20 protein-coding genes and 1 riboswitch are annotated in these 22,691 nt (G+C 60.4%); of the genes, 10 read left to right on the top strand and 10 right to left on the bottom strand.

Annotation, left to right across the window (positions count from 1 at the left end; genetic code table 11):
* The 3 genes from ACZ9DP_RS07370 to lpdA are packed head-to-tail and all read left to right on the top strand — an operon-like array spanning position 1 to position 3,680.
* A complete protein-coding gene (locus ACZ9DP_RS07370) occupies positions 1 to 1,014 on the top strand; it encodes an alpha-ketoacid dehydrogenase subunit beta (protein ID WP_022717608.1) in 1,014 nt (337 codons plus the stop codon).
* A gap of 3 nt (positions 1,015 to 1,017) precedes the next feature.
* Positions 1,018 to 2,277: a dihydrolipoamide acetyltransferase family protein gene (locus ACZ9DP_RS07365; RefSeq protein ID WP_476201012.1), complete on the top strand. Its 1,260-nt coding sequence runs from the start codon at positions 1,018 to 1,020 to the stop codon at positions 2,275 to 2,277.
* A gap of 5 nt (positions 2,278 to 2,282) precedes the next feature.
* Positions 2,283 to 3,680 carry a dihydrolipoyl dehydrogenase gene (lpdA, locus tag ACZ9DP_RS07360; protein WP_476201011.1) on the top strand — a complete coding sequence of 466 codons (1,398 nt, stop codon included), beginning with the start codon at positions 2,283 to 2,285 and terminating at the stop codon, positions 3,678 to 3,680.
* A 326-nt stretch (positions 3,681 to 4,006) separates the two neighbouring features.
* On the opposite strand, the gene ACZ9DP_RS07355 is transcribed toward lpdA, so the two are convergent.
* From ACZ9DP_RS07355 to ACZ9DP_RS07310, 10 genes are all read right to left on the bottom strand, one after another.
* Positions 4,007 to 4,615: a thiamine phosphate synthase gene (locus ACZ9DP_RS07355; protein WP_194731104.1), complete on the bottom strand. Its 609-nt coding sequence runs from the start codon at positions 4,613 to 4,615 to the stop codon at positions 4,007 to 4,009.
* Entirely contained in the window at positions 4,612 to 5,385 is a 774-nt protein-coding gene (locus ACZ9DP_RS07350; RefSeq protein WP_074071973.1) for a thiazole synthase, read from the bottom strand. Before ACZ9DP_RS07350 ends, ACZ9DP_RS07355 begins: the two co-directional genes overlap by 4 nt.
* A 3-nt stretch (positions 5,386 to 5,388) precedes the next feature.
* Positions 5,389 to 5,586 carry a sulfur carrier protein ThiS gene (thiS, locus tag ACZ9DP_RS07345; protein WP_074071974.1) on the bottom strand — a complete coding sequence of 66 codons (198 nt, stop codon included), beginning with the start codon at positions 5,584 to 5,586 and terminating at the stop codon, positions 5,389 to 5,391.
* Positions 5,583 to 6,566 carry a glycine oxidase ThiO gene (thiO, locus tag ACZ9DP_RS07340; protein WP_476201008.1) on the bottom strand — a complete coding sequence of 328 codons (984 nt, stop codon included), beginning with the start codon at positions 6,564 to 6,566 and terminating at the stop codon, positions 5,583 to 5,585. The genes thiS and thiO overlap by 4 nt, the downstream gene beginning before the upstream one ends.
* Position 6,567: 1 nt before the next feature.
* Positions 6,568 to 8,394 (bottom strand): phosphomethylpyrimidine synthase ThiC, encoded by a 1,827-nt coding sequence (gene thiC, locus ACZ9DP_RS07335; RefSeq protein ID WP_476201007.1) that lies wholly within the window; start codon positions 8,392 to 8,394, stop codon positions 6,568 to 6,570.
* Between the two features lie 92 nt (positions 8,395 to 8,486).
* A riboswitch (TPP riboswitch) is annotated at positions 8,487 to 8,598 on the bottom strand.
* A gap of 63 nt (positions 8,599 to 8,661) precedes the next feature.
* The gene (kduD, locus tag ACZ9DP_RS07330; RefSeq protein ID WP_476201006.1) at positions 8,662 to 9,417 is read right to left on the bottom strand and encodes a 2-dehydro-3-deoxy-D-gluconate 5-dehydrogenase KduD; all 756 of its coding nucleotides are present in this window, start codon (positions 9,415 to 9,417) and stop codon (positions 8,662 to 8,664) included.
* A gap of 5 nt (positions 9,418 to 9,422) precedes the next feature.
* Positions 9,423 to 10,259 carry a 5-dehydro-4-deoxy-D-glucuronate isomerase gene (gene kduI / locus ACZ9DP_RS07325; protein ID WP_476201004.1) on the bottom strand — a complete coding sequence of 279 codons (837 nt, stop codon included), beginning with the start codon at positions 10,257 to 10,259 and terminating at the stop codon, positions 9,423 to 9,425.
* Positions 10,256 to 11,026, bottom strand: a complete 771-nt coding sequence (locus ACZ9DP_RS07320; RefSeq protein ID WP_476201002.1) for a GntR family transcriptional regulator — start codon at positions 11,024 to 11,026, stop codon at positions 10,256 to 10,258. The genes kduI and ACZ9DP_RS07320 overlap by 4 nt, the downstream gene beginning before the upstream one ends.
* Positions 11,027 to 11,213: 187 nt before the next feature.
* On the bottom strand, positions 11,214 to 13,139 hold the full coding sequence (locus ACZ9DP_RS07315; RefSeq protein ID WP_476201001.1) for a DUF5054 domain-containing protein: 1,926 nt from the start codon (positions 13,137 to 13,139) through the stop codon (positions 11,214 to 11,216).
* An 11-nt stretch (positions 13,140 to 13,150) separates the two neighbouring features.
* Positions 13,151 to 14,167: a LacI family DNA-binding transcriptional regulator gene (locus ACZ9DP_RS07310; protein WP_476200999.1), complete on the bottom strand. Its 1,017-nt coding sequence runs from the start codon at positions 14,165 to 14,167 to the stop codon at positions 13,151 to 13,153.
* A 322-nt stretch (positions 14,168 to 14,489) separates the two neighbouring features.
* Here ACZ9DP_RS07310 and ACZ9DP_RS07305 point away from each other — a divergent pair, with 322 nt between their 5' ends.
* The 7 genes from ACZ9DP_RS07305 (at position 14,490) to ACZ9DP_RS07275 (ending at position 22,659) form a co-directional block, all read left to right on the top strand.
* Positions 14,490 to 15,851, top strand: coding sequence for an extracellular solute-binding protein (locus ACZ9DP_RS07305; protein WP_283072497.1), 1,362 nt, complete (start codon positions 14,490 to 14,492; stop codon positions 15,849 to 15,851).
* Positions 15,852 to 15,931: 80 nt separating this feature from the next.
* Positions 15,932 to 16,840, top strand: a complete 909-nt coding sequence (locus tag ACZ9DP_RS07300) for a carbohydrate ABC transporter permease (RefSeq protein WP_074071984.1) — start codon at positions 15,932 to 15,934, stop codon at positions 16,838 to 16,840.
* A complete protein-coding gene (locus ACZ9DP_RS07295; RefSeq protein WP_074071985.1) occupies positions 16,840 to 17,670 on the top strand; it encodes a carbohydrate ABC transporter permease in 831 nt (276 codons plus the stop codon). The genes ACZ9DP_RS07300 and ACZ9DP_RS07295 overlap by 1 nt, the downstream gene beginning before the upstream one ends.
* 16 nt (positions 17,671 to 17,686) lie before the next feature.
* On the top strand, positions 17,687 to 18,787 hold the full coding sequence (locus ACZ9DP_RS07290; protein WP_476200997.1) for an ABC transporter ATP-binding protein: 1,101 nt from the start codon (positions 17,687 to 17,689) through the stop codon (positions 18,785 to 18,787).
* 11 nt (positions 18,788 to 18,798) lie between these two features.
* The gene (locus tag ACZ9DP_RS07285) at positions 18,799 to 20,199 is read left to right on the top strand and encodes a CehA/McbA family metallohydrolase (protein WP_476200995.1); all 1,401 of its coding nucleotides are present in this window, start codon (positions 18,799 to 18,801) and stop codon (positions 20,197 to 20,199) included.
* A 154-nt stretch (positions 20,200 to 20,353) separates the two neighbouring features.
* Complete coding sequence (locus ACZ9DP_RS07280; RefSeq protein ID WP_283072499.1) at positions 20,354 to 21,085, top strand: FadR/GntR family transcriptional regulator; 732 nt, start codon at positions 20,354 to 20,356, stop codon at positions 21,083 to 21,085.
* Between the two features lie 65 nt (positions 21,086 to 21,150).
* Positions 21,151 to 22,659, top strand: coding sequence for an ABC transporter substrate-binding protein (locus tag ACZ9DP_RS07275; RefSeq protein ID WP_476200993.1), 1,509 nt, complete (start codon positions 21,151 to 21,153; stop codon positions 22,657 to 22,659).
* Positions 22,660 to 22,691: the final 32 nt, after the last annotated feature.

Here is a 22,691-nt window from a genome sequence, read left to right as displayed (position 1 = left end):
ATGGCCAGAATGACGATGATTGAGGCCGTGCGCAGTGCCATGGACGTATCGATGGCCCGCGACGACAGCGTCGTGGTGTTCGGCGAGGACGTCGGTTACTTCGGCGGTGTTTTCCGCTGCACGCAAGGGCTTCAGGCAAAATACGGCAAGACCCGCTGCTTCGATACGCCGATCAGCGAATCCGGCATCGTCGGAACGGCGATCGGCATGGCGGCTTACGGGTTAAAGCCCTGCGTCGAAATCCAATTTGCCGATTACATGTATCCTGCCTACGACCAGATCACTCAGGAGGCCGCCCGTATCCGTTACCGCTCGAACGGCGATTTCACCTGCCCGATCGTGCTGCGTATGCCAACCGGCGGCGGTATCTTCGGCGGTCAGACGCACAGTCAGAGCCCGGAGGCGCTCTTTACTCATGTCTGCGGCCTGAAGGTTGTCGTGCCTTCCAATCCTTTTGATGCCAAAGGCCTGCTCATCTCGTCCATCGAGGATCCGGATCCGGTGATGTTCCTGGAGCCGAAGCGGCTCTACAACGGTCCCTTCGACGGTCATCACGAGCGCCCTGTCACCCCCTGGTCGAAACATGACCTCGGCGAAGTACCTGAGGGACATTATACAGTCCCGATCGGCAGGGCGGAGATCAGGCGGTTGGGATCGGCCGTGACAGTCATTGCCTATGGTACCATGGTGCATGTGGCGCTTGCAGCTGCGGAGGATGCCGGCATCGATGCCGAAGTCATCGATTTACGAAGCCTTCTGCCACTCGATCTCGATACCATCGTACAGTCGGTCACGAAGACCGGCCGCTGCGTCGTCGTCCATGAGGCAACGCTTACGTCTGGCTTTGGTGCCGAAGTGGTGTCGCTCGTGCAGGAGCATTGTTTCTACCATCTGGAAGCGCCGGTCATGCGTGTCGCCGGTTGGGACACGCCCTATCCGCACGCACAGGAATGGGACTATTTCCCCGGGCCTGCGCGTGTCGGGCGGGCACTTGCAGAAGTCATGGAGGCGTAAGCCATGGGCGAGTTTACGATCAAGATGCCCGATGTCGGCGAAGGCGTGGCCGAGGCTGAGCTTGTCGAATGGCACGTGAAGGCCGGTGACCCCGTGCGAGAGGACATGGTGATCGCCGCCGTCATGACGGATAAGGCGACGGTCGAAATCCCTTCTCCCGTTACCGGCACCGTCGTCTGGCTCGGTGCAGAGATCGGCGACCGGGTCGCCGTGAAGGCGCCGTTGGTGCGCATCGAGACGGCCGGTGAAGGCGGCGAGATTCGAACCGAAATCCCTGCGGCTGTAACGCCCGCGAAAGCTCCTGAGCCACCGTTGCCTGCTTTAGATCTCACAAAGGGAACGGTACCGAAACCCGCTACCGCGCCTGGTGCAGTTGCTGCGGTGCCCGCCGAAAAGCCGCTCGCCTCCCCTGCCGTCCGGCTCCTTGCCCGGGAGAACGGCATCGATCTCAGGCAGGTGACGGGAAGCGGTCCTGCCGGCCGTATCCTGCGCGAGGATATCGACCAGTTTCTCGCACGCGGCGCGGCCCCCTTCCCGGCGCAAGTGGTTCCAGGAAGAAAGACTGCGACGGAAGAGATCAAACTTACCGGCCTTCGCCGGCGCATTGCCGAGAAGATGTCGCTGTCGGCCTCCCGCATTCCCCACATTACCTATGTCGAGGAGATCGACATGGCGGCGCTGGAGGAACTGAGAGCCACCATGAACCGCGACCGCAAGCCGGAACAGCCGAAGCTTACCGTCCTGCCTTTCCTGATGCGGGCAATCGTCAAGGCGGTTGCTGAACAGCCAAACCTCAACGCTACCTTCGACGATCACACAGGCGTACTCACCCGTCATGCGGCCGTCCACATCGGCATTGCAGCGCAGACGCCCGCCGGGCTGATGGTGCCTGTCGTGCGACATGCGGAGGCGCGCGGCATCTGGGATTGCGCCAGCGAGATGAACCGACTTGCGGAGGCCGCGCGCACGGGTTCAGCGACCCGTGATGAGCTCGGCGGCTCGACGATCACCATCAGTTCGCTCGGCGCGCTCGGCGGCATCGTCTCGACGCCTGTGATCAATCATCCCGAAGTCGCCATCATCGGCGTCAACAAGATCGCCGTCCGTCCGGTCTGGGACGGCACGCAGTTCGTGCCGCGGAAGATGATGAACCTCTCCTCAAGCTTCGACCATCGCATCGTAGACGGATGGGATGCTGCCACCTTCGTCCAGCGCGTCCGGGTTCTTCTCGAAACGCCGGCACTCATTTTCATCGAAAGCTGAGTTTTATGAAAGAGATCGTCTGCAAGCTCCTCGTCATCGGCGCCGGTCCTGGAGGCTATGTCTGCGCCATCCGGGCGGGCCAGCTCGGCATCGACACCGTCATCGTGGAGGAGACCAAACCGGGCGGAACCTGCCTGAATGTCGGCTGCATTCCGTCCAAGGCGCTCATTCATGCGGCAGAAGAGTTCGCCGTAGTCCGCCGTATGGCTGCCGGAAGGAGCCCGATCGGCATCCGTGTGGGGGACGCTGCCATCGACCTGGCGAAAACCATCGGTTGGAAGGATGGTATCGTTGGCCGGCTCACCAGCGGTGTCTCAACGCTGCTTCATAAGGCGAATGTCAAGATCGTCCACGGACGCGCGGCTTTTCGCGACGGCAAGACCGTGGAGGTGGAGACGGAAACGGGCGCGCAGATCATTCGCGCCGACACCGTGGTCATCGCCACCGGCTCGGAGCCGGTCGACCTTGCAAGTCTTCCCTTCGGTGGTCGCGTCATATCCTCAACCGGGGCCTTGTCGCTTAAGGATCTGCCGGAGAAGCTTGTGGTTGTCGGCGGCGGCTATATCGGCCTCGAGCTCGGTACCGCCTTTGCCAAGATGGGCTCCGAGGTGACCGTTGTCGAAGCGATGCCGCAGATCCTGCCGCAATATGATGCCGATCTCGTGCGCCCTGTGCTACGCAAGCTCGGAGAACTTGGCATTCGCGTGCTGACCGGTGCAAAAGCGAAGGGGCTCTCCGGCGACGGAAATGCACTCTTTGTCGAGGCGGCGGATAGTCAGGAACAGCAGCTGCCGGCCGATCGCATCCTGGTCACCGTCGGACGCAAACCGAAAACCGCAGGATCGGGGCTGGAAGAGCTCGATCTAGATCGTTCAGGGCCTTACCTGCGCATCGACGAGCGCTGCCGCACGTCGATGCGCGGCATATATGCGATCGGCGACGTCACCGGCGAGCCGATGCTTGCCCATCGCGCCATGGCGCAGGGCGAAATGGTGGCCGAGATTGTGGCCGGCCGGAAGCGTGCCTGGGACAAGCGCTGCATTCCGGCGGTTTGCTTCACGGACCCGGAGATCGTGACGGCGGGTCTTTCCCCCGGCGAGGCTCGTGCTCAGGGCTATGAGATCCGCGTCGGCCAGTTTCCCTTCAGCGCCAACGGCCGCGCCATGACGATGCATTCGGACGAAGGCTTCGTGCGCGTCGTGGCACGGGCCGACAGCAATCTTGTCCTCGGCCTTCAGGCCGTCGGCGCCGGGGTTTCGGAGCTTTCGGCCACCTTCGCACATGCCATGGAGATGGGCGCGCGCCTGGAGGATATCGCCGGTACGATCCATGCCCATCCGACACGCAGCGAAGCAATCCAGGAAGCAGCCCTTAAGGCACTCGGCCATGCATTGCACACATGACGCGTAGTTGACGGTCCGTAGATTGCGATGGTGGGATTAGCCCGCCGATGTCAGAGCCTAGTTCTTGCATCTTCCATTTCCGCGCGAGCCGGGAATCGCGTCTTGTGAGCACGGCAACAGTGCTTTTCGGTCTGGCAGCCGTCATGTGAGTTTCTCGCGGCTTTTGGTAAAGTCCTCCCCGAGAGGGGAGATGATCCAAAGACGGGAAGCACCCCGCCTGGATACGCCGGTCGGTCACGATACGGCCAATCATTGCATGGTCGGCAACTGCTTCAAGGGATTGGCGAGCGGCACACCGAGCGGCTCGAAATGGCGCTCATTGGCCGTCAGCTTCTCCATCTGGCGGTGGCCTTTAGCCACTGCCTGGTTCTTGCCTCTGGATCGCTGTTCAGCGTGATGTCGGTCACAACGGCCGCGCTGTCTGCGCCATGGGCAAAGACGCCGTCGATGCGATCGACATTCAGCCCGCCGATGGCGACAAGCGGCAGGCCGGCGATGCGTGTTTTCCATTGGCTGAGCCGTTCCAGCCCTTGCGGCGCCCATTTCATCTGCTTCAGGATCGTCGCATAGATTGGGCCGAGCGCGACATAGTCCGGCTTTGCGGCGAGCGCTGTCTCCAGCTCGGCTCCGTCATGGGTCGAGAGCCCGAGCTTCAGTCCGGCCTCACGGATCGCTTGAAGATCAGCTCCGGCCAGATCCTCCTGTCCCAGATGGAGGAAATCGCATCCCTCCTCGATCGCCAGTTGCCAGTAGTCGTTGATGATCAGCTGGCATCCATTTGCGGAGCAAATCGTCTTTGCGTTGCGGATATCAGCACGGATTTCTGCCTCCGTCCGGTCCTTGATGCGGAGTTGAACCAGCTTGACGCCGAGCGGGACCAAGCGGGCGATCCACTCTGCACTGTCGACAATCAGGTAGAATGGATCGAGCCTCATGCAAAGACCGCCCTACCGATCACCGGTGTCGAGGGTACGGCCATCTCGCGCGGCTCCAGCATACCGGCACCGAATGCCTGATGGCCGGCCTCGATCGCCCTGGCGAAAGCCACGGCCATGGAGACAGGATCGCCGGCGCCCGCCACAGCGGTGTTGAGAAGAACCGCATCAAAGCCGAGTTCCATGACGGTTGCTGCATGCGAGGGCCTGCCGATGCCGGCGTCGACAATCAGCGGCACCTCGGGAAAATGCCCGCGTATGGCCCGAAGGGCAGAAAGATTGAGCGGCCCGGCGGCACTGCCGATCGGCGCGCACCAGGGCATCAAGACCTTGCACCCCGCTTCCAGCAAGCGTTCCGCCACGACAAGATCATCGGTCGTGTAAGGGAAGACTTCGAAGCCCTCACCCGAGAGGATACGCGCGGCTTCGACCAGCCCAAAGACATCGGGCTGCAGCGTATCGTGATTGCCGATCACCTCCAGCTTGATCCAGTTGGTCTGAAACACCTCGCGCGCCATCTTCGCCGTCAGCACCGCTTCGGAGACGCCATGGCAGCCGGCCGTATTGGGCAGCACACGTACGCCGAGCGCCCGGATCATGTCGAAGAACGCACCACCGTTCCGGCCGCCGGCGGTTTCACGGCGCAAGGAGACGGTGACGATTGCGGTCTGCGATCGCTGGACGGCTTCAGTCAAGATTGCCGGTGAGGGATAGCGAGCCGTTCCGAGAAGAAGGCGGGACGCAATTTCGGCTCCATAAAGGTTCAGCATGGCTCAACCTCCCTGCATCGGCGTCAGGATTTCTATCCGGTCATTCTCGTCAAGCGCATGGTCAGCCCGATCCTCCCGGTGGACGAGCTCGCCGTTGACGGCGGTCGCGAGCCACTCGCCTTCGTAGTCCATCAGCCTCAGCAGTTCGGAAAGCGTCTTGGCACAGATATTCTGAGCTTCGCCATTGATGATCAGTCTCATGAAAACATACCTTCTTGTTGGCTTACTTGTTGGAGTTTGCCGAATACAAGCTCCGCAGCTTCCGCCGCCATTGCCGGTGCCAGCAAAAAACCGTGACGATACAAGCCGTTGACGAATACTGTGTTCGCGTCGCGGGCGGCGCGGGGAAAGTTGTCGGCGAAGGCGGGGCGGATTCCGGCCCCGGTCTCGACGACGGTTGCGTCCGCAAAGGCCGGATGAAGCGCGTAGGCGGCATTCAGCAGTTCCAGCAACGAGCGTGCCGAAATCGGCCCGTCGAAATCGGTTTCGATCATCGTGGCACCGATCATGAAAAGCCCGTCGCCGCGGGGGACGATGTAGAGCGGGATGCGCGGATGCAGCAGGCGAACCGGGCGGGCAAGGTCCACCTCCCAGGTCTTGAGATAGAGCATCTCGCCGCGAACGCCGCGCAGCCCGCCGGCCTTGCCAATCTGCGCCGCACCCGTGCAGTCGACACAGTCGTCGAACCTGCCCTCGTCGGCATCTCGAACGAACGACACGCCCTGCGTTGCAAGCCTCTCCCTCAACCTTGCGAGCGTCCGGCGGGGATCAAGATGGGCTTCGCGAGGAAAGAACAGGCCTTTTCGGAAGCGCCCGGCAAGGGCGGGTTCCAGCCCAGCAATGGCCTTCCCATCGAGCCATTCGCAACCGGTCGTGCGGCTGGCGAAGCGTTGCAGTTCACCAAGATCGCGGGCCGGCGCGACCACGAGCGTACCATTGCGTCGCACTTCTCCCGGCACCATTACCTCCCACCGGTCGGCGGCATCGAGGCCCTGTAGAAGCACAGCCTCGCCAGCACTTTCCCGCTCGCACCAAGGCGCCAGCATCCCGCCGGCAAACCAGGATGCGGCACCCCTGAAACCCTCATTCGGATCCACGACCGTCACACCAGCACCGCCGGCGTGAAGCGCATGGGCAACCGAGAGGCCGGCAACGCCGGCCCCTTTGACGAGCACGCGCATCTCAGTCGCCCGAATGCTGAAGCGCTTCGACCGGAACGTAGAGATCGCCGCCCTCGCGGAATTTTGCCGCCATCGCATCCAAGCCCTCCTTCTGCGCCTCGGCGCGAATGTCGTGCGAAATTCGCATGGAGCAGAATTTCGGGCCGCACATCGAGCAGAAATGCGCGACCTTGTGCGCCTCTTTCGGCAGCGTTTCGTCATGGAAGCTGCGGGCTGTTTCCGGGTCCAGGGAGAGATTGAACTGATCCTCCCAGCGGAACTCGAAGCGGGCGCGTGACAGTGCATCGTCGCGAAGACGCGCGGCCGGATGTCCCTTGGCGAGGTCGGCGGCATGCGCTGCGATTTTGTAGGTGATGACCCCGATCTTGACATCATTCCGATCGGGCAACCCAAGATGCTCCTTTGGCGTGACATAGCAAAGCATGGCCGTCCCGAACCAACCGATCATCGCAGCCCCTATGCCTGAGGTAATGTGGTCGTAGCCGGGTGCGATATCCGTCGTCAGAGGGCCGAGCGTGTAGAAGGGCGCCTCGCCGCAGACGGCAAGCTGCTTGTCCATGTTTTCCTTGATCTTGTGCATCGGAACATGGCCTGGCCCTTCGATCATCACCTGGCAGTCCTTCGCCCAGGCAATCTTCGTCAGTTCGCCAAGGGTTTCGAGCTCGGCGAACTGCGCTGCGTCATTGGCATCGGCAATCGAGCCCGGCCGCAGGCCGTCGCCGAGCGAGAAGGAGACGTCATAGGCGCGGCAGATATCGCAGATCTCCTCGAAATGCTCGTAAAGAAAGCTCTCACGGTGGTGATGCAGACACCACTTCGCCATGATCGAGCCGCCGCGCGAGACGATTCCGGTCACCCGGTTGACGGTCAGCGGGATATAGTGGAGCCGCACGCCGGCATGAATGGTGAAATAGTCGACACCCTGTTCCGCCTGTTCGATCAGCGTGTCACGATAAACCTCCCATGTCAGGTTCTCGGCAATGCCTTCGACCTTTTCCAGCGCCTGGTAGAGCGGCACGGTGCCGATCGGCAATGGCGAATTGCGGATGATCCATTCGCGGATATTGTGGATGTTGCGGCCGGTCGAAAGGTCCATGACCGTATCGGCACCCCAGCGCGCCGCCCAAACCATCTTTTCGACCTCTTCGGCCATCGACGAGGTGACGGCGGAATTGCCGATATTGGCGTTGATCTTCACCAGGAAGTTGCGGCCGATGATCATCGGTTCGGCCTCGGGATGATTGATGTTGGCGGGGATGATCGCGCGGCCTGAGGCCACTTCCTGCCGGACGAATTCAGGTGTGACATAGTCGGGGATATGGGCACCGAAGCTTTCGCCGTCGCGAACCATGGCCTCGCCTTGTGCCTTTCGGCCGAGATTTTCGCGGATGGCGATGAATTCCATTTCCGGCGTGATGATGCCGGCACGCGCATAGGCAAGCTGGGTGACGGCCCTGCCGTTCTTGGCCCGCAGCGGCTGGCGCTGGCCGGGAAATTCGGGCGTCAGCCGCTCACCGCTGGCAAAACCATTGTCTTCCGGGCGCACGTGGCGACCCTGATAGGCCTCGACGTCGCCGCGGGCCAGCACCCAGTCGCGCCGAAGCTGAGGCAAGCCCTCTTCGATGCGAATATCGGCCCCCTCGACCGTATAGGGGCCAGACGAATCATAGACCGCGACTGGCGGCTCGCCTGCGGTCGGATGAACGCTGATCTCGCGCATAGGCACGCGAATTCCGGGATGGATATCTCCCGCAACGTAAACTTTGCGGGATGCCGGCAAAGGGCCGGTGGTAACGGTCGGGGTAATGGTCTTTGCGGCAATATTCATGGTTTGAGGCTCCAAGTTGTGATTGGAGACCCAGTCCTCAGCCGGAATGATGGAAAGACGCCGGCATGGATTCCACGCGTGAATTCCAAGCCTTTCGAGCGCTCGCACCGTCCCTACGCCAGTATGAACTGGATCAGGTTCAACGGGTCACTGCGCGCGACAGCAGTATCTCAGCCCCTTGCCGGGACCCCCCTGGTGAATGTTCAAAGGTTAAGGTCGGGTGTCGCCGGTGTCAAGACGAGCGGCTCAGTTCACCCTCCTTTGCAGTCAGCGAGCCAGCCACCCGCCGTCGACCGGCAAGACGGTGCCGTGGACGTAGTCGGACGCCGATGAGGCGAGAAACACCGCCGCACCGCCGAGTTCGGCGGGCACTCCCCACCGCCCTGCCGGGATGCGTGCCAGAATGGCGGTACTGCGGTCCGGATCTTCGCGGAGCGCCGTCGTGTTGTTGGTGACAAAGTAGCCGGGCGCGATGGCGTTGACGTTGACGCCTTTGCCTGCCCATTCGCAGGCAAGCAGCCTCGTGACGCCGGCAAGGCCGCTCTTCGAGGCCGTGTAGGACGGAATCCGGATGCCGCCTTGGAAGGACAGCAGCGAGGCGATGTTGATAATCTTGCCCCTGCCCTTTTCGATCATGTGGCGGCCAGCGGCCTGAGATAGGAAGAAGGCCGTTTTGAGATTGGTGTCGATGACGGCGTCCCAGTCTTCCTCGGTGAAGTCGATCGCATCGGCGCGGCGAATGATACCGGCATTGTTGACGAGGATGTCGAGTGCACCGAAGGCCGAGAGCGTTTCGGCGACGATACGCTTTACCGGCGCGATCGTGCCAAGATCGGCCTTGATGGCATGGAAGCGTGCCCCAGCCTCCGTGACCATCGCCTCGGTTTCATCCATAGACGAGCGGCCGACGGCGGCAATCGAGGCACCTGCTTCCGCAAGCGCCATCGCAATGCCCTGCCCTATGCCAGTATTGGCGCCCGTGACAATGGCCACGCTGCCGGAAAGATCAAATGGATTTGCCATTGGACTTACCTTAAATCTGCGATCGCGATCTGATCCATGTCGGTGAAGCTCTTGTTGTCACCGGCCATCGCCCAGATGAAGCTGTAATTCTTGGTGCCAGCACCCGAATGGATCGACCACGGAGGCGAGATGATCGCCTGCTCGTTTGCGACCAGCATGTGCCGGGTCTCCTGCGGTTCGCCCATGAAATGGAAGACGCGCTGATCGGTATCGAGATCGAAGTATAGGTAGGCTTCCATGCGCCGGTCATGGATGTGGCTCGGCATGGTGTTCCAGATGCTGCCCGGCTCCAGCATCGTCAGTCCCATGGTGAGCTGGCAGGACTGGCAGACCTCGGGATGGATGAACTGGAAGATTGATCGCTTGTTGGCAGTTGCCGCTTCGCCAAACGTTAGATGCCGAGCCTGTTCGCGCGTCAAGAGCACCGTGGGATGCGGTTGATGTGCCGGCGTCGAAACGAGGTAGAACTTGGCGGGATTACCGGCATCAGCACTTTCGAAGCGGATGTCCACCGCGCCCTTGCCGATATATAGGCAATCGTATTTCGCGATATCGTACGCCTTGCCGTCGATCAGGACGCGGCCTGCTGCCCCGATGTTCAGCGCACCGAGCTCGCGTTCGGCAAGGAAGGTTTCCTGGCCGATTGCCTTTGGCGCCGACAACGTGAGTGCGGCGCCGAGCGGCATTGCGCCACCGATCACCATGCGGTCGTAATGCGAATAGGTAAGCCTGATTTCGCCACCTTCGAAGACGGCGTCGACAAGAAAGTGGCGTCGCAGTGTGTCGGTGTCGTAGGCGCGGACGGCCTCGGGATGGGAAGCGTGTCTTACGTCGACTTTCATTGAAAATGTCCTTTCTTTTCAGTGCATACCATAGGTTTTTTCGCATCCTCGATAAAGTAATTCGGGTCCCAGATTTCGGCCCTTTCAACCTCGTGCAGAAGTCTGCCGAGATGGAGGTCCATGGCATCGACGGCACCCTTCTTGTCGCCCTTGCGCATGCAGTCGATGACGGTCGAATGCTCCTCGATGACGCGGTCGAGACGGCCATCCTGCGGCAACGTCAGGAGGCGGTAACGGTCGCTGTGCACCTTGACCTGCTCGATGATTGCCCAGATGCCGGAAAAGCCGGCGATATCGCTGATCAGTTTGTGGAAGTCGATATCAAGCCGGTGGAATGCAGTCACCTCGCCATTGCGAAGGCAGGCGCCAAGATCGTCGAGATTGCGATCGAGCAGACGGATGCCGGCGGGCGTCATCTTGTCGACGGCATGGCCGACGGTGGTTATCTCGAGGGCTTTGCGCACAAGGATGGCTTCATAGAGCGCGCGGCGCGGAATGCGCGAGACGAACGTGCCGGATTGGGGAAAGATATCAACGAGGCCATCGTCGCAAAGACGTAAGATCGCCTCGCGGATCGGCGTTCGGCTGACGCCGAAGTGCGCCTCCAACTCCTTCTCGCTCAACAAGTCCATGGGCTTGCGCCGAAGCGAGAGGATGTCGTCGCGCAAAACATCGTAGACCAGGGTTGCGGCGCGAGGAGCTGTGGCACGCTGGTGGGAAAGTTGGGTTACGCCCGCCAAGGAACGCTTCTTGCGCGCTTCGCTCATTGGCAACGCATTTTGTCAAATCGCAGTTTGAAATACCGACTGACTTGCACCGATTGCCCTCCCGCAGGCTCGGCGGAAGTAGTATATTAGTATCTGACTCCGGGCAAACGGAAAATCGCACGATGGAAAGCGAATAGAGAAGGGCCGCCTGAAAGCGGCAAATGTGCGCAACCAGGAGGCTGGCTTCTTAGGTGACACTGAGTCGGTAGCGCGCCGAAAAGTCGCCTTCCCACCACATGGGGAAGTTCGTACCCCATTTATTGTTGTGCAGGTTAAAGCGCACGCCGTCGGCAAAGTCAGGTAACGCTTTGCAAAAAGTCATAAAATCCCAGTTTTGCGGTGCGACGAGCGGCGTGTCGAATGGTTGGATGGACAGCACAGTCCCATTCATGTCGCCACGAACGCCGCTAACAGCCTGGAGTTGAGCGCCGCCGCCTCGAGCAATATCGCCGCTTTTGTGCCAGAGCCCCATCTTGCGCAAGCTCCATTCGGCCTTTGCTTGCGGCGTGAAGGAAAGAAAGCTTGCCTCCGGCATGCGGTTCGCCGCTTTTGAATGCATCGTCAGCCGAAACTCAAGCACATCGCCGTGCGCTAAAAATTGCAGCATAACATACTCCGGCGCGCCGTATCGGCTGACCGCTTCATCGGGCATAGCAAGCAGCACCCCTGCTCGACCAGCTGCCTTCAAGGCAGGCATGTAGGTTCTCGACAGCGCAGCACCGGACCTGGCAAGCCCCGGCTTGTCGTGATCGAGGATCGCCCATTCCTGACGATGCGTAAGATATGTATCCATATGCCGGCCGACATCGCTGGCGTCATAGCTCTCGTATCGATAGGCAATCAGCGATCCGCTGCGACCGGCAATCGTCCTGCCGGTAGGCACCGTAAGAGCGGAAATGTCGCCGGTTACAGGATCGAGATCAATGGCCCAACCGCCGGCCGAAAGGCGCTGCTGGCGCTCGCCCACCGAGATCATGACGGGCGCGGAAAGCTCGGCTAGAGCGGCCTTTGCGGCCCTGGCATCGGCGCCATCCAGCTGCCGTACGGCTTCATCAAGATAGGAGCGCTGCTCATTCCAGGAGGCTTCGGCATAGGCAAACCGGTAGTCGCTCGCCCGGGCTGTTTCGAAATCCTCGCGGGACCAGGCCTGGTCGTCTCGGAGATAGGATTTGATGTCGACGCCACAGGTATGTTCCGCAACCAGAGTAAGCTTGCGGCCGAATGCGAGCCGGGCGGAATTCAGGCCCTCAGCTGCAAAGCGGTCATAGAGCCGCTGCAACGCGAGAAACTGCGCGGTTTTCTGCGGATCGCTGGCAATGCCGTGAATCCAGCTGTCACCGAGCTCGAGCTCCATACGGGGAAAGCGTTCGCGTTTTTCCCAAAGAAGCGCCCCGTAGTCCTCAAGCGTCGCTGCACGGATAATCGCATCGGGATCACGCTGGTGCATCTGCCGGTAGACATCGGCTGTCTGCGCCACGCTTTGCGGGCCAATATTATCGCTCGTGTGCGCAAAGCCCAAACCCTCGGAAACACCGTCCGGGAAGTATGTTTCGCCATAGGAACGCTGATACATCACAACGATCTCTTCGCCGCCGGGCGCGCGCCAGCGAAAGATATCAGGCACCTGCGGCGGCGGCGAAGCAGTGTTAACGCCGAGATGCAGGAAACGAATGCCGGCTTCGGCAAGCAGCGGCACCATTCCGAGTGTGTGTCCCGGCACGTCCGTCATCTTCGCTGCAATCGTCTTCTTGCCGAAACGCCGATCCAATTCCTGCGAGTAGGAAAGACCGGCCCGGAAAAGATCGGGCGACATCAACTCCGTATGCGTGGTGAATGGCAGGCCGTGCCAACGGATGAGACCGCGTTCGATTGCCCGCTCCAGTTTCGCCACCTCTTCCGGCCGGCACGAATTCAGATAGTCCCAAATCAACCAGGCACCGGTGGTCCAGATGAACTTCGGATCGCCTGGATCTTCCGCGTAAAAATGGTCGCCCGTCTCGATCGCCTGCGGAATGAAGCGCTCGTGATACTGGCGGCGGACCTTTTCCGCATGGTCGGTGAAACCGATGTCGAGATGGGTCTTGAAGACCAGATGCACACGCTTTTGCGTCATGAACGTTCCATTCAGCCAACCGTGCCGCGCACGACGAGACGGGTGCTCAGCGTCTCGATCAAGGGTCCGGCATCGGGTGTCTTAAGCCGCTTGAGGATCAGCCGGACAAGCGCCCGGACCCGATCTGTCAGATCGATCCGGACGGTGGTGAGGTTGTAGCTCTTCCAATGCGATTGCGGGATGTCGTCGAAGCCGACGATCTTGACGTCGCCCGGCACCGACAAGGAAAGCTCGTGACGCAACGCATCGATTGCGCCGAACGCGCCGACGTCGTTGGAGGCAAAGATGGCATCGGCTCCATCGCCGACACGGAAGAGGTCCACCGTCGCGCGATAGGCGGTATCGTAGGTGTAGTCGCCAGGCACGACGATCGGCGGCGCCATGCCGCGCCCTACAAGAACCTGCGTGATGATGCGTTCACGCTCGGTATTGGCCAGCGATTGCGGCTTTCCGCCAAGATAGGCAACGCGGCGGGCGCCATAACCCTGCAACAACGCAACGGCCTGCTCGATGCCCTCTTTCTGCCGCACGACCAACCGGTCGTAGAGGCTGGCAGACGGCTTTTTGCCAAACTCTTCTGCATCATCATAAATGATGTAGATCGGCACTGCGCGATCGAGAAATCCGCAAAGCACGTCCGGCTCCACGTTCTCCGTAAAGGCAATGACCGAATCCGGATTGAAACCGCGCATATAGGTGAGCAAGGTCTGGTCCATGCTCAAATCGGCCTTCGCCTTGAACAGCAAAGTGGCAAAACCCTCCGCTTGCAAGGCCGTCGTCAGTGCATCGATTTCCTGGCTTTCCCAGGGACTGCACACGTCGGGCACGATCATGCCGACAAGATGCGATCGTCTCGTGACGAGCGAGCGCGCCGCCATATCCGGCGTATAGTTCAACTCCCGAGCAATCTGCAGAATGCGGTCGCGCTTTTCCGGCTTCAAAGATGCATTGGGGTTGAACGCGCGCGAAACGGCAACCCGCGAAACATTGGCTTCACGCGCTACTAGATCAGCGGTCGCACGTGCCATTTTTTTGTCGCTGCGTTCATTCATGAAGATAACTGGCGTTGGAATTGAAAACGTGTTCATTCATCGTGCACTTGAGAGCGGCAAATCGTCAAGCGCGACGATGCAGTTTTCACGGGAATGCGCAGCTCTGCTGCCTTTTCCGTCTTTCGTCCATCGAATATTCCAGCGTGCGCAACCGCAGTGTTGACAAAAATGAAAGCGTGTTCATTCTGATGGCTGGATGAGGTGGGGCGTGGCTTGGAGGAGGATCCGGTCCGTTCCGATGCACCGAACCGAAAAGCGTCTGGTCGACAACCGGGCCAAATCCTAGGGAGGAATTGCAATGCGCAAGGGCATACAGTCTTTATTGCTTGGCGTTTCGGCGGCAGTGGCCCTGTCGGGCTCTGCCATAGCCACCGATCTCGACATCACCTGCCGCTGCGTCGTCGGCGGCGTGAACAGCGGTACGGCCGAATGGATCCAAAAGAAAATCATCCCGGCCTTCACCGAAAAGATGAAGACGCAAGGCAAGGACGTTACTGTCAAGCTGACCCAATTCGGCGGCGAAGATGAACAGTTGACGCAGCAACTGGCGCTCGACTTCTCGACCGGCGCCGGTCCGGACATTTCAGCTTTCGACGGCTTCCTCATTCCGAGTTTCGTTCAGGGCGGGCTATTAAAGCCGCTTGAAGAAATAGCAGGTCCGGACGTAGCCAGTTGGGATGGCTGGAGCCATATCGCCGATGGCACCAAGGCTCTGATGAGCTACCAGGGCAAGCCTTACGGAATTGCGCTCGGCACCGATGCACGCATGATCTTTGTGCGCAGGGATCTCTTCCAGAAAGCCGGTCTTGATGCAGATAGCTGGCAGCCGAAATCCTGGGGCGAACTGCTTGACGCTGCGCGCAAGATCAAGGCTGCCGATCCAGATTCCTTTCCACTGCAGCTGAATGCCGGCGTTTCCATGGGCGAAGCAACGACCATGCAAGGTTATTGGATGGCGCTTCTTGGCACCGGCGAGCAGGTCACCGACGAAAATGGAAAGTACATCGTCGCCAGCCAAGGCATTCTCGATACGCTGAGGCTTTACAAGACCATCTATGTTGACGACAAACTTGGCGATCAGCGCGCCCAGCTCTTGGCAGACGGCCGCAACCGTACCTTTGCAAATTTCCGCGACGGCAAGACGGCGATGCTCGTCGAAGGAGACTGGTTCTACCGCTCCGTGACGGCACCGGGGGCCGAATTTGCCGTCGCCGACCGCGACAAGGTCATGACCTGGAAGAAGATGCCGGCCGCACAGCCGGGCAAGGGCCTGCGCGGCCAGGATTTCGTCACCATCTCCGGCGGAACGGGCTTCGTCATCAACCCGCATACGGATGCGCCGAAGGAGTCCTGGGAACTGCTCTCCTTCATGAACAGTCAGGAGCAGTTGACAGCGTTCCAAGAGATCCAGCCGGCGATCCGTATCCGTGACGACGTCGCAATCCCGAACTCGCCGTTCCTGACGGAAACGGCAAAAACGCTGCTGCCGATCACGACGGCGCGTCCCAACGACGCCAATTACAATAAGGTGTCCACGGAGATCCAGCGCATGACGGAAAGCGTCGTCTCCGGCGAAATGTCGCCTGAAGACGCGATGGCCCAGTACAAGGCCGCCATTGTCGCCATCGTTGGCGAAGAAAACACCGTCAGCCGTCTCTGACCGGTCGGAACTGGACCCGGCCGGATTTACGGCCGGGTCCAATCAAGCGGACGCCGCAAACCGTCATCGGGTTTTCAAGCATGAAGAAGTTCTCCCTGCTTTCCACGCGCGCGGGCGCAGTTTTTTTGGCACCCGCCGCCGCACTGGTCGGCGTCTTCGTCATCATCCCCTTCTTCTGGGTAATCTTCGTTTCCTTCACGAACCGGACGCTGCTCGGACGAACGGCGCTCGATCCGGATTTCGTCGGTTTGCAGAACTACGTCGCGCTTTTTAATCCGGCGACCTTCTTCACACGCGGCCAGTTCGGCTTTTCATTGGTCCTGACGATTCAGTTCGTGTTGCTGTCGGCACTCGTCGGCCAGGCGCTGCTCGGCCTCGTGCTTGCCTGGCTCAGCCAGTCCGTCTCACCGTCCGTCAAAGCCTTTCTGCAGACGACCGTGATTGCGGCCTGGATCCTTCCGGAAGTGGTGATCGGTTTTGCCTGGTTTGCCTTCCTCGACTATGACAACGGCACGCTGAACATGATCATGCGCAGTCTCGGCCTGCCGCCGGGAGACTGGCTGCTGCAGCAGCCATTCTGGGTGATCGTTTTCTTCAACACATGGCGCGGCGCCGCCTTCTCGATGATGCTTTTCAACTCGGCTTTCCAATCGATCCCGCCAAGCTATTTCCAGGCCGCCGATGTCGCCGGCGCAACCTCCTGGCAGAAGCTGCGCGATATCGCCCTGCCGCTGATCCGCGGCCATGTTGTTACCGACCTCATCCTGATTACCATGTGGACCTTCAACGTCTTCACGCCCTTCCTGCTGACAAACGGGGGGCCATCCTACCGCACCGAAATTCTTTCCATCTATACCTACCGGATCGCCTTCAAGGATTTCGAATTCGGCAAGGGTGCCGCCGTAGGCGTCGTCATCATGCTCATCAATCTGGTATTCGCACTCGCTTATCTGCGTATCGCCCGCAAGAAGACGGCGGAGGCCGAGTGATGCAGATATCGCGCGCAGTCTATGTGCGGCGCTTGGGCTTTTCGGCTGTTGCCGCGCTGCTCGGGGCCATTTTCGCGCTACCGCTCGTCTGGTTCGCCTTTGCGCCGTTCAACGCGCGCGCCGAGCTCGGCCTTGCCATCCCCAAGCCGTTCACGCTGGCGAATTTCGCAACCGTCTTCCAAAACAGCTTCGCCATGCAGGCGCTGTTCAACAGTCTCGTCCAGGCCTTCGGCGGCGTCGTCTTCGTCGGCACTGCCGCAACGCTCGCAGCCTATGCGCTCTCCCGCTCCTCAGTCCCGGGCAAGGGCGCGGTCACATATATCCTGCTACTCTTTTCTTCCGTGGTGTCAGGTTCGGCGGCAATGGTGCCGATCTTCCTGATCATATCGGCGGCGGGTCTCATCGACACGCATCTTGCTGTCATCCTTGTCTTTGCGGGCGGGCTGCTGCCGACAGCGATGTTCATCCTGCGTGATTTCATCGACGCAATCCCTCGCTCTTACGAAGAGAGCGCCATGGTCGCCGGCGCATCGCCGCTTCAGGCCTTCTTCGACGTGGCGTTGCCCGTCATCCGGCCCGGGATTGTCGTGGTCGTCGTCTGGGCCTTCGTGAATATCTGGGGCAGCTTTCTCATCCCCTTCATCCTGCTGCGGAGCGACAGTCTGATGCCCGCCTCCGTGGCGATCTACTCGTTTTATTCCGAAGCCGGCACGCCGATTGTCACATTGCTTGCCGCCTATTCTCTTCTCTATTCGCTGCCGGTCATCGTGCTCTACCTCTTCGTAAACTGGAAGTTCGGCTTCCGGTTCTTCGGTGGCATCAAGTCGTAATCGGAAGATCAGTCTCATGGCCTCTGTCGAATTCCAGAACGTCTCCAAGAGCTTCGGCGCCTTCAACGCCGTGCCCGACATCAGCTTTTCGATCGCCGACGGCGAATTCGTCTGCCTGCTCGGGCCTTCAGGCTGCGGCAAGACCACCAGCTTGCGCATGATCGCCGGCCTGGAAACGCCGACCTCCGGCAAGGTGCTGATCGGCGGCAAGGACGTCACCTTTCTCCACCCAAAGGACCGGAAGATTTCGATGGTCTTCCAGGACTATGCCCTTTATCCGCACATGAACCTTGCCGACAACATCGCCTATCCCTTGAAGGTCCGCGGCGAGGCGGAAGACAAGCGTCATGCACGGGCCAAGGAAGTCGCCGACGTGCTTAAGATCGGCGATCTCCTCAAGCGCTTGCCGAGCCAGATTTCCGGTGGGCAACAGCAGCGCACCTCGCTTGCCCGCGCTCTTGTCTATCCAAGCCAGGTCTATCTTTTCGACGAGCCGCTCTCGAACCTCGACGCCAAGCTCCGCCTCGAGGCCCGCGGCTTCCTCAATCATCTGCAGCGCGACATGGGTATGACGGCCGTCTACGTCACCCACGATCAGGCCGAGGCCATGGCGCTTGCGACCCGCATCGCGGTCATGGACAAGGGGCGTATCGTGCAATTTGCCCCGCCGATCGAAATCTACCGCCGCCCGGCAACCACATTTGTCGCGAATTTCGTCGGCAATCCGCCAATGAACCTCGTTCCAGTCGAAGCCATGGTCGCAGAAGACAGGCTGCAGCTTCGTGCCGAAGGGCTGACGCTTGAACGCCTTGCGGTCTCCGCGGCCATCGCACGTGCGGCAGACGCAAAAACGATGACACTGGGCATCCGCCCCGAGCATCTGCGCATCGCACGCCCGGGTGATGCGAATGTCATTTCCGGCATGCTCTTTGCGAATGAAAACATGGGGCCGGAAAGCCTGGTGACGATGGAGCGACAGGACTCAGGACGCGTGACGGCCCGCATCTTCACCGACGACGAAATCAAGGTCGACAACCGCGTGGCGCTTTCCTTCGATGCAGCGCATGTGACACTTTTCGACGCCACCGGTGCACGCATTCCCGTCATTGGCGAGTAGGCAGGCATCGAATGCGCGAAATCGCCGTCCATGTCTCCCGCGCCGATCAGGTTGACAACCCCTATTTCCGCGTAGCCTTCGACGTTCCCGTAGGGACGACGCGGATCGACGTGGCAATGCGCTATGCCAAGGCCGAGAATTGCATTGTCGACCTCGGCCTGCTTGATCCGCGCGCCACCGACTATCCATCCACCGCCGGCTTCAGAGGCTGGAGCGGCGGAGCGCGCGATCGCTTCTTCGTTGCGACGGACGATGCCACGCCCGGCTATCTCCATGGCGAGATGCCAGCGGGTCGCTGGCAGGTGATGCTCGGCCTTTACAAGGTTCCGGCGGAAGGTGCCGATGTCTTCCTCACGATCGATTACGACAGGGCGAAGCGCAAACTGGAACCGCCTCCATCCCGTACGTTCCCGGTGCGCAAGGGCGCCGGCTGGCATCGTGGCGATCTTCATTGCCATACCTACCATTCCGATGCCGCCGGCTCCCCGGACCTACTGCATGAAGCAGCAAAACAAGCCGATCTCGATTTCCTTGCGATCGCCGACCACAACACGATCGCCCAGCGGCGCTATTTTCATCCGAACTCCTCAGCCGACCTCGTCTTCGTTCGCGCCATGGAAGTGACGACCGGCGCCGGCCACGCCAATGTCTTCGGCGTCGACGACTGGATCGATTTCCGCATGACGAAGCCAGGGGACGCCCATACACTTGCGCGTCTGGTGCATGAGCGCGGAGGCCTTCTGTCCATCAACCATGACAAGCCGACGATCCCTTGGGACTACGAGCTTCCGGAGACCGACTGCATGGAGGTCTGGCAATCCAACTGGATGGCTTGGAACTGGATATCGCTCGAACGCTATCAGCAGCGCCTTTCTTCCGGCCTGAAGATTTCTGCCATCGGCGGCAGCGATTTCCACCAGCCCGCACGCCTGATGCCGGAGGGTCCGCTTGCACTTGCACGCCCGACGACCGTCCTTTGGCTTGAAGAACTCTCCGAAGAGGCAATCCTTGCCGCCATGAAGGCCGGCCGCGGCTACGTTACCGAGAGTCCATCCGGCCCTCACCTGGCTCTTACCGTCAACGGTAAGCCGATGGGCGAAACAGTGTCCGGTCCGGTTTTTGCTGAAGCCGAAGTGGGTGGTGCAAAAGGCGATCGCCTCGTGTTTCTGGACGCCACCGGCGTGCTTGTCGATCAACCGATTGAGGACGATGCGTGGACGGGCCGCTTTTCCGGTATGCCGAAGACCTTTCTGCGCGCCGAAGTCATCGCCGAGGCGAGCCGCGCGCGGCTTTTATCGGAATTCACAGCGGCGATATCTGGCAGGAGCCTGCCATGGCAGCTTCGCGGTTCCGATATCCACAGCCAGCCGATCCGCCGCGCGCTCAGCAATCCCGTCTATATAGAAGCCTGATTTGGCGCCATATGCCAGCGCAGGACCACCAAATAGCGTGCGCCGCGCACCAAATCGCTCAAACTTTGTGCATTGCAGAATCTGCCCAAAAATTCGCTTGACGCGTCGGCCAATATGGTCTGGATTGAACCAATAATCAATTGGTACGGACCATTTGCCAATGGACGAAGCCGCCGGGAACTCAAACCTTGCACTGGACAAGCTCCGGACGCTGCTGCGTTCCGACGGACTGGATGCGGACGGCAAGCTGCCGACGGAGCGCGCGCTTTCGCAAACCTTTGGCGTTAGCCGCCGCGCTGTGCGCCGTGCACTGGAGGTCCTGGAAGCCGAGGGGCTAATCTGGCGGCGTCAGGGTTCGGGCACCTTTGCCGGGCGACGTCCCGATGGCTGGAGCGAGCATGTCGGTTCGATCGTCGCCGGGACCGACCTGATGGAAGTCATGGAAGTGCGTTTGCGCGTTGAGCCGCAGCTGGCCCAGCTTGCCGCCATGCGCGCCAAGGCCGCCGATATCGAGCGCATGTATGAGCTCGTCAAGAAGATTTACGAAAGCACCGATGCCGACGGCCGCGAACTCTGGGACGGCGCACTGCACCGGCAGATCGCCCAGTGCGCCGGCAACCAACTTTTCCTGGCGATCTTTGATGTCATCAACAGGGTGCGTCAGGACGAGGCCTGGCAGACGATCCGCGAGCGCGCCCGAAGCGCCAGCAAGACGCGCACGGTCACTTACGGCCAGCATACCGCAATCATCGAGGCGATTGCTGCCCGCGACCCTGCGACGGCGGGCGAAGCCATGCGCCAACATCTCTTCACGCTCCAGGAAAGCCTGATCCGCATTACCTCGCTAGACCACCACGAACCGAAGACAAAACAAGAACTCGCCTAAGCGAGCCGGACGCTGAGAGGCAGACGCTGCCCCTCAAGAAGCAAAGAACGACAGAGGAGAATGGCATGACGATCGCCAGATTCGTGACGACCCTTCTTTCGGGCGCGCTGATTGCGCTGCCCGCTTTCGCTGCCGAACTAAAAATCGGTCTGCAGGATGATGCCGACGTGCTTGACCCCGCACAGTCACGCACCTTCGTGGGCCGCATCGTCTACACGGCAATGTGCGACAAGCTGGTCGATGTTACACCCGACCTGAAAATCGTGCCGCAGCTTGCGACCGAGTGGAAGTGGTCTGGCGACGGTAAGCTGCTGACCATGAAGCTGCGCGAAGGTGTAAAATTCCATGACGACACGCCGCTTGATGCCGAAGCCGTCGTCGCCACGATTGAGCGCAACATGACGTTGCCTGAATCGCGCCGCAAGAGCGAGCTCGCCTCTGTTGAAAAAGTCGAAGCAGTCACACCCTATGAAGTGAAATTCACGCTGAAGAGCCCGGACGTCACCTTGCTTGCCCAGCTTTCAGACAGAGCCGGCATGATTGTCTCGCCAAAGGCGGCAAAGGAACTCGGCGCGAATTTCGGCAGTCGGCCGGTCTGTGCCGGACCCTTCAAGTTCGTCGAACGCGTGCAGCAGGACCGCATCGTGCTCGAGAAGTTCAAGGATTACTGGAACAAGGACAATGTCTTCATCGACAAGGTCACCTACCTGCCGATCCCTGATACGACCGTACGCCTTGCCAACCTTCGTTCTGGCGACCTCGACATGATCGAGCGACTGGCCGCCACCGACGCAGCTTCGGTCAAGGAGGATGCGAGCCTGACCTACGCGGACGTGGTCAATATCGGCTACATGGCGCTTTATGCGAACATCGCCAACGGCCCGCGCGCCGACAATCCGTTCGGCAAGGACAAGCGACTGCGGCAGGCCTTTTCGCTTGCGATCGACCGCGAGGCGCTGAACCAGATCGTCTACGAAGGCACTGCCGTGGGTGGCAATCAGCCGTTCCCACCCAATAGCCCGTGGTTCGACAAGGACATTCCAGTGCCTGTCCGCGATCTCGACAAGGCGAAAGCGCTCGTGAAGGAAGCCGGCTTCGATCGCGTGTCCGTAGAAATGCAGATCCCAAACAATCCGGTCGCAGCGCAGATGATGCAGATCGTCCAGTCGATGGTCGCCGAGGCAGGGTTCGACGTCAGTCTGAAATCGACGGAGTTTGCGACCCTTCTGTCCGAGCAGACGGCAGGCAACTACCAGCTCAGCCGCTCCGACTGGTCCGGCCGCGTCGATCCCGACGGTAACATCCATCAGTTCATCACCTGCAAGGGCGGAATCAACGATACCAAATATTGCAACCCTGAAGTCGACAAGCTGCTGAATGAGGCCCGCGCCTCGACCGGCGATGCCGTGCGCAAGCAGAAGTATGACGCCGCCACAGCAATTCTCAACGAGGACCTGCCGATCATCTATCTCGGCCACCAGTCCTGGATCTGGGCGCTGCATAAAAACATTACCGGCTTCGTCCCCTCGCCGGACGGCATGATCCGCCTCGCCGGCGTGAAGAAAGCCGGCTGATCCAAACAGACCCGCATGGCGGACCAGTATCC

Source organism: Rhizobium sp. USDA 4016 (assembly GCF_056279705.1).
This window is presented reverse-complemented; position numbering and strand designations above follow the sequence as displayed.

Bases quoted from the DNA above. Each gene is read 5' to 3' on its own strand.
- kduD (WP_476201006.1), bottom strand. From the start codon at position 9,417: ATGGCAAATCCATTTGATCTTTCCGGCAGCGTGGCCATTGTCACGGGC.
- ACZ9DP_RS07275 (WP_476200993.1), top strand. From the start codon at position 21,151: ATGACGATCGCCAGATTCGTGACGACCCTTCTTTCGGGCGCGCTGATT.
- ACZ9DP_RS07355 (WP_194731104.1), bottom strand. From the start codon at position 4,615: ATGAGGCTCGATCCATTCTACCTGATTGTCGACAGTGCAGAGTGGATC.
- ACZ9DP_RS07295 (WP_074071985.1), top strand. From the start codon at position 16,840: ATGCAGATATCGCGCGCAGTCTATGTGCGGCGCTTGGGCTTTTCGGCT.
- ACZ9DP_RS07370 (WP_022717608.1), top strand. From the start codon at position 1: ATGGCCAGAATGACGATGATTGAGGCCGTGCGCAGTGCCATGGACGTA.
- thiS (WP_074071974.1), bottom strand. From the start codon at position 5,586: ATGAGACTGATCATCAATGGCGAAGCTCAGAATATCTGTGCCAAGACG.
- ACZ9DP_RS07320 (WP_476201002.1), bottom strand. From the start codon at position 11,026: ATGAGCGAAGCGCGCAAGAAGCGTTCCTTGGCGGGCGTAACCCAACTT.
- ACZ9DP_RS07300 (WP_074071984.1), top strand. From the start codon at position 15,932: ATGAAGAAGTTCTCCCTGCTTTCCACGCGCGCGGGCGCAGTTTTTTTG.
- lpdA (WP_476201011.1), top strand. From the start codon at position 2,283: ATGAAAGAGATCGTCTGCAAGCTCCTCGTCATCGGCGCCGGTCCTGGA.
- thiC (WP_476201007.1), bottom strand. From the start codon at position 8,394: ATGAATATTGCCGCAAAGACCATTACCCCGACCGTTACCACCGGCCCT.
- ACZ9DP_RS07310 (WP_476200999.1), bottom strand. From the start codon at position 14,167: ATGGCACGTGCGACCGCTGATCTAGTAGCGCGTGAAGCCAATGTTTCG.
- thiO (WP_476201008.1), bottom strand. From the start codon at position 6,566: ATGCGCGTGCTCGTCAAAGGGGCCGGCGTTGCCGGCCTCTCGGTTGCC.
- ACZ9DP_RS07365 (WP_476201012.1), top strand. From the start codon at position 1,018: ATGGGCGAGTTTACGATCAAGATGCCCGATGTCGGCGAAGGCGTGGCC.
- ACZ9DP_RS07350 (WP_074071973.1), bottom strand. From the start codon at position 5,385: ATGCTGAACCTTTATGGAGCCGAAATTGCGTCCCGCCTTCTTCTCGGA.
- ACZ9DP_RS07290 (WP_476200997.1), top strand. From the start codon at position 17,687: ATGGCCTCTGTCGAATTCCAGAACGTCTCCAAGAGCTTCGGCGCCTTC.
- ACZ9DP_RS07285 (WP_476200995.1), top strand. From the start codon at position 18,799: ATGCGCGAAATCGCCGTCCATGTCTCCCGCGCCGATCAGGTTGACAAC.
- ACZ9DP_RS07305 (WP_283072497.1), top strand. From the start codon at position 14,490: ATGCGCAAGGGCATACAGTCTTTATTGCTTGGCGTTTCGGCGGCAGTG.
- kduI (WP_476201004.1), bottom strand. From the start codon at position 10,259: ATGAAAGTCGACGTAAGACACGCTTCCCATCCCGAGGCCGTCCGCGCC.
- ACZ9DP_RS07315 (WP_476201001.1), bottom strand. From the start codon at position 13,139: ATGACGCAAAAGCGTGTGCATCTGGTCTTCAAGACCCATCTCGACATC.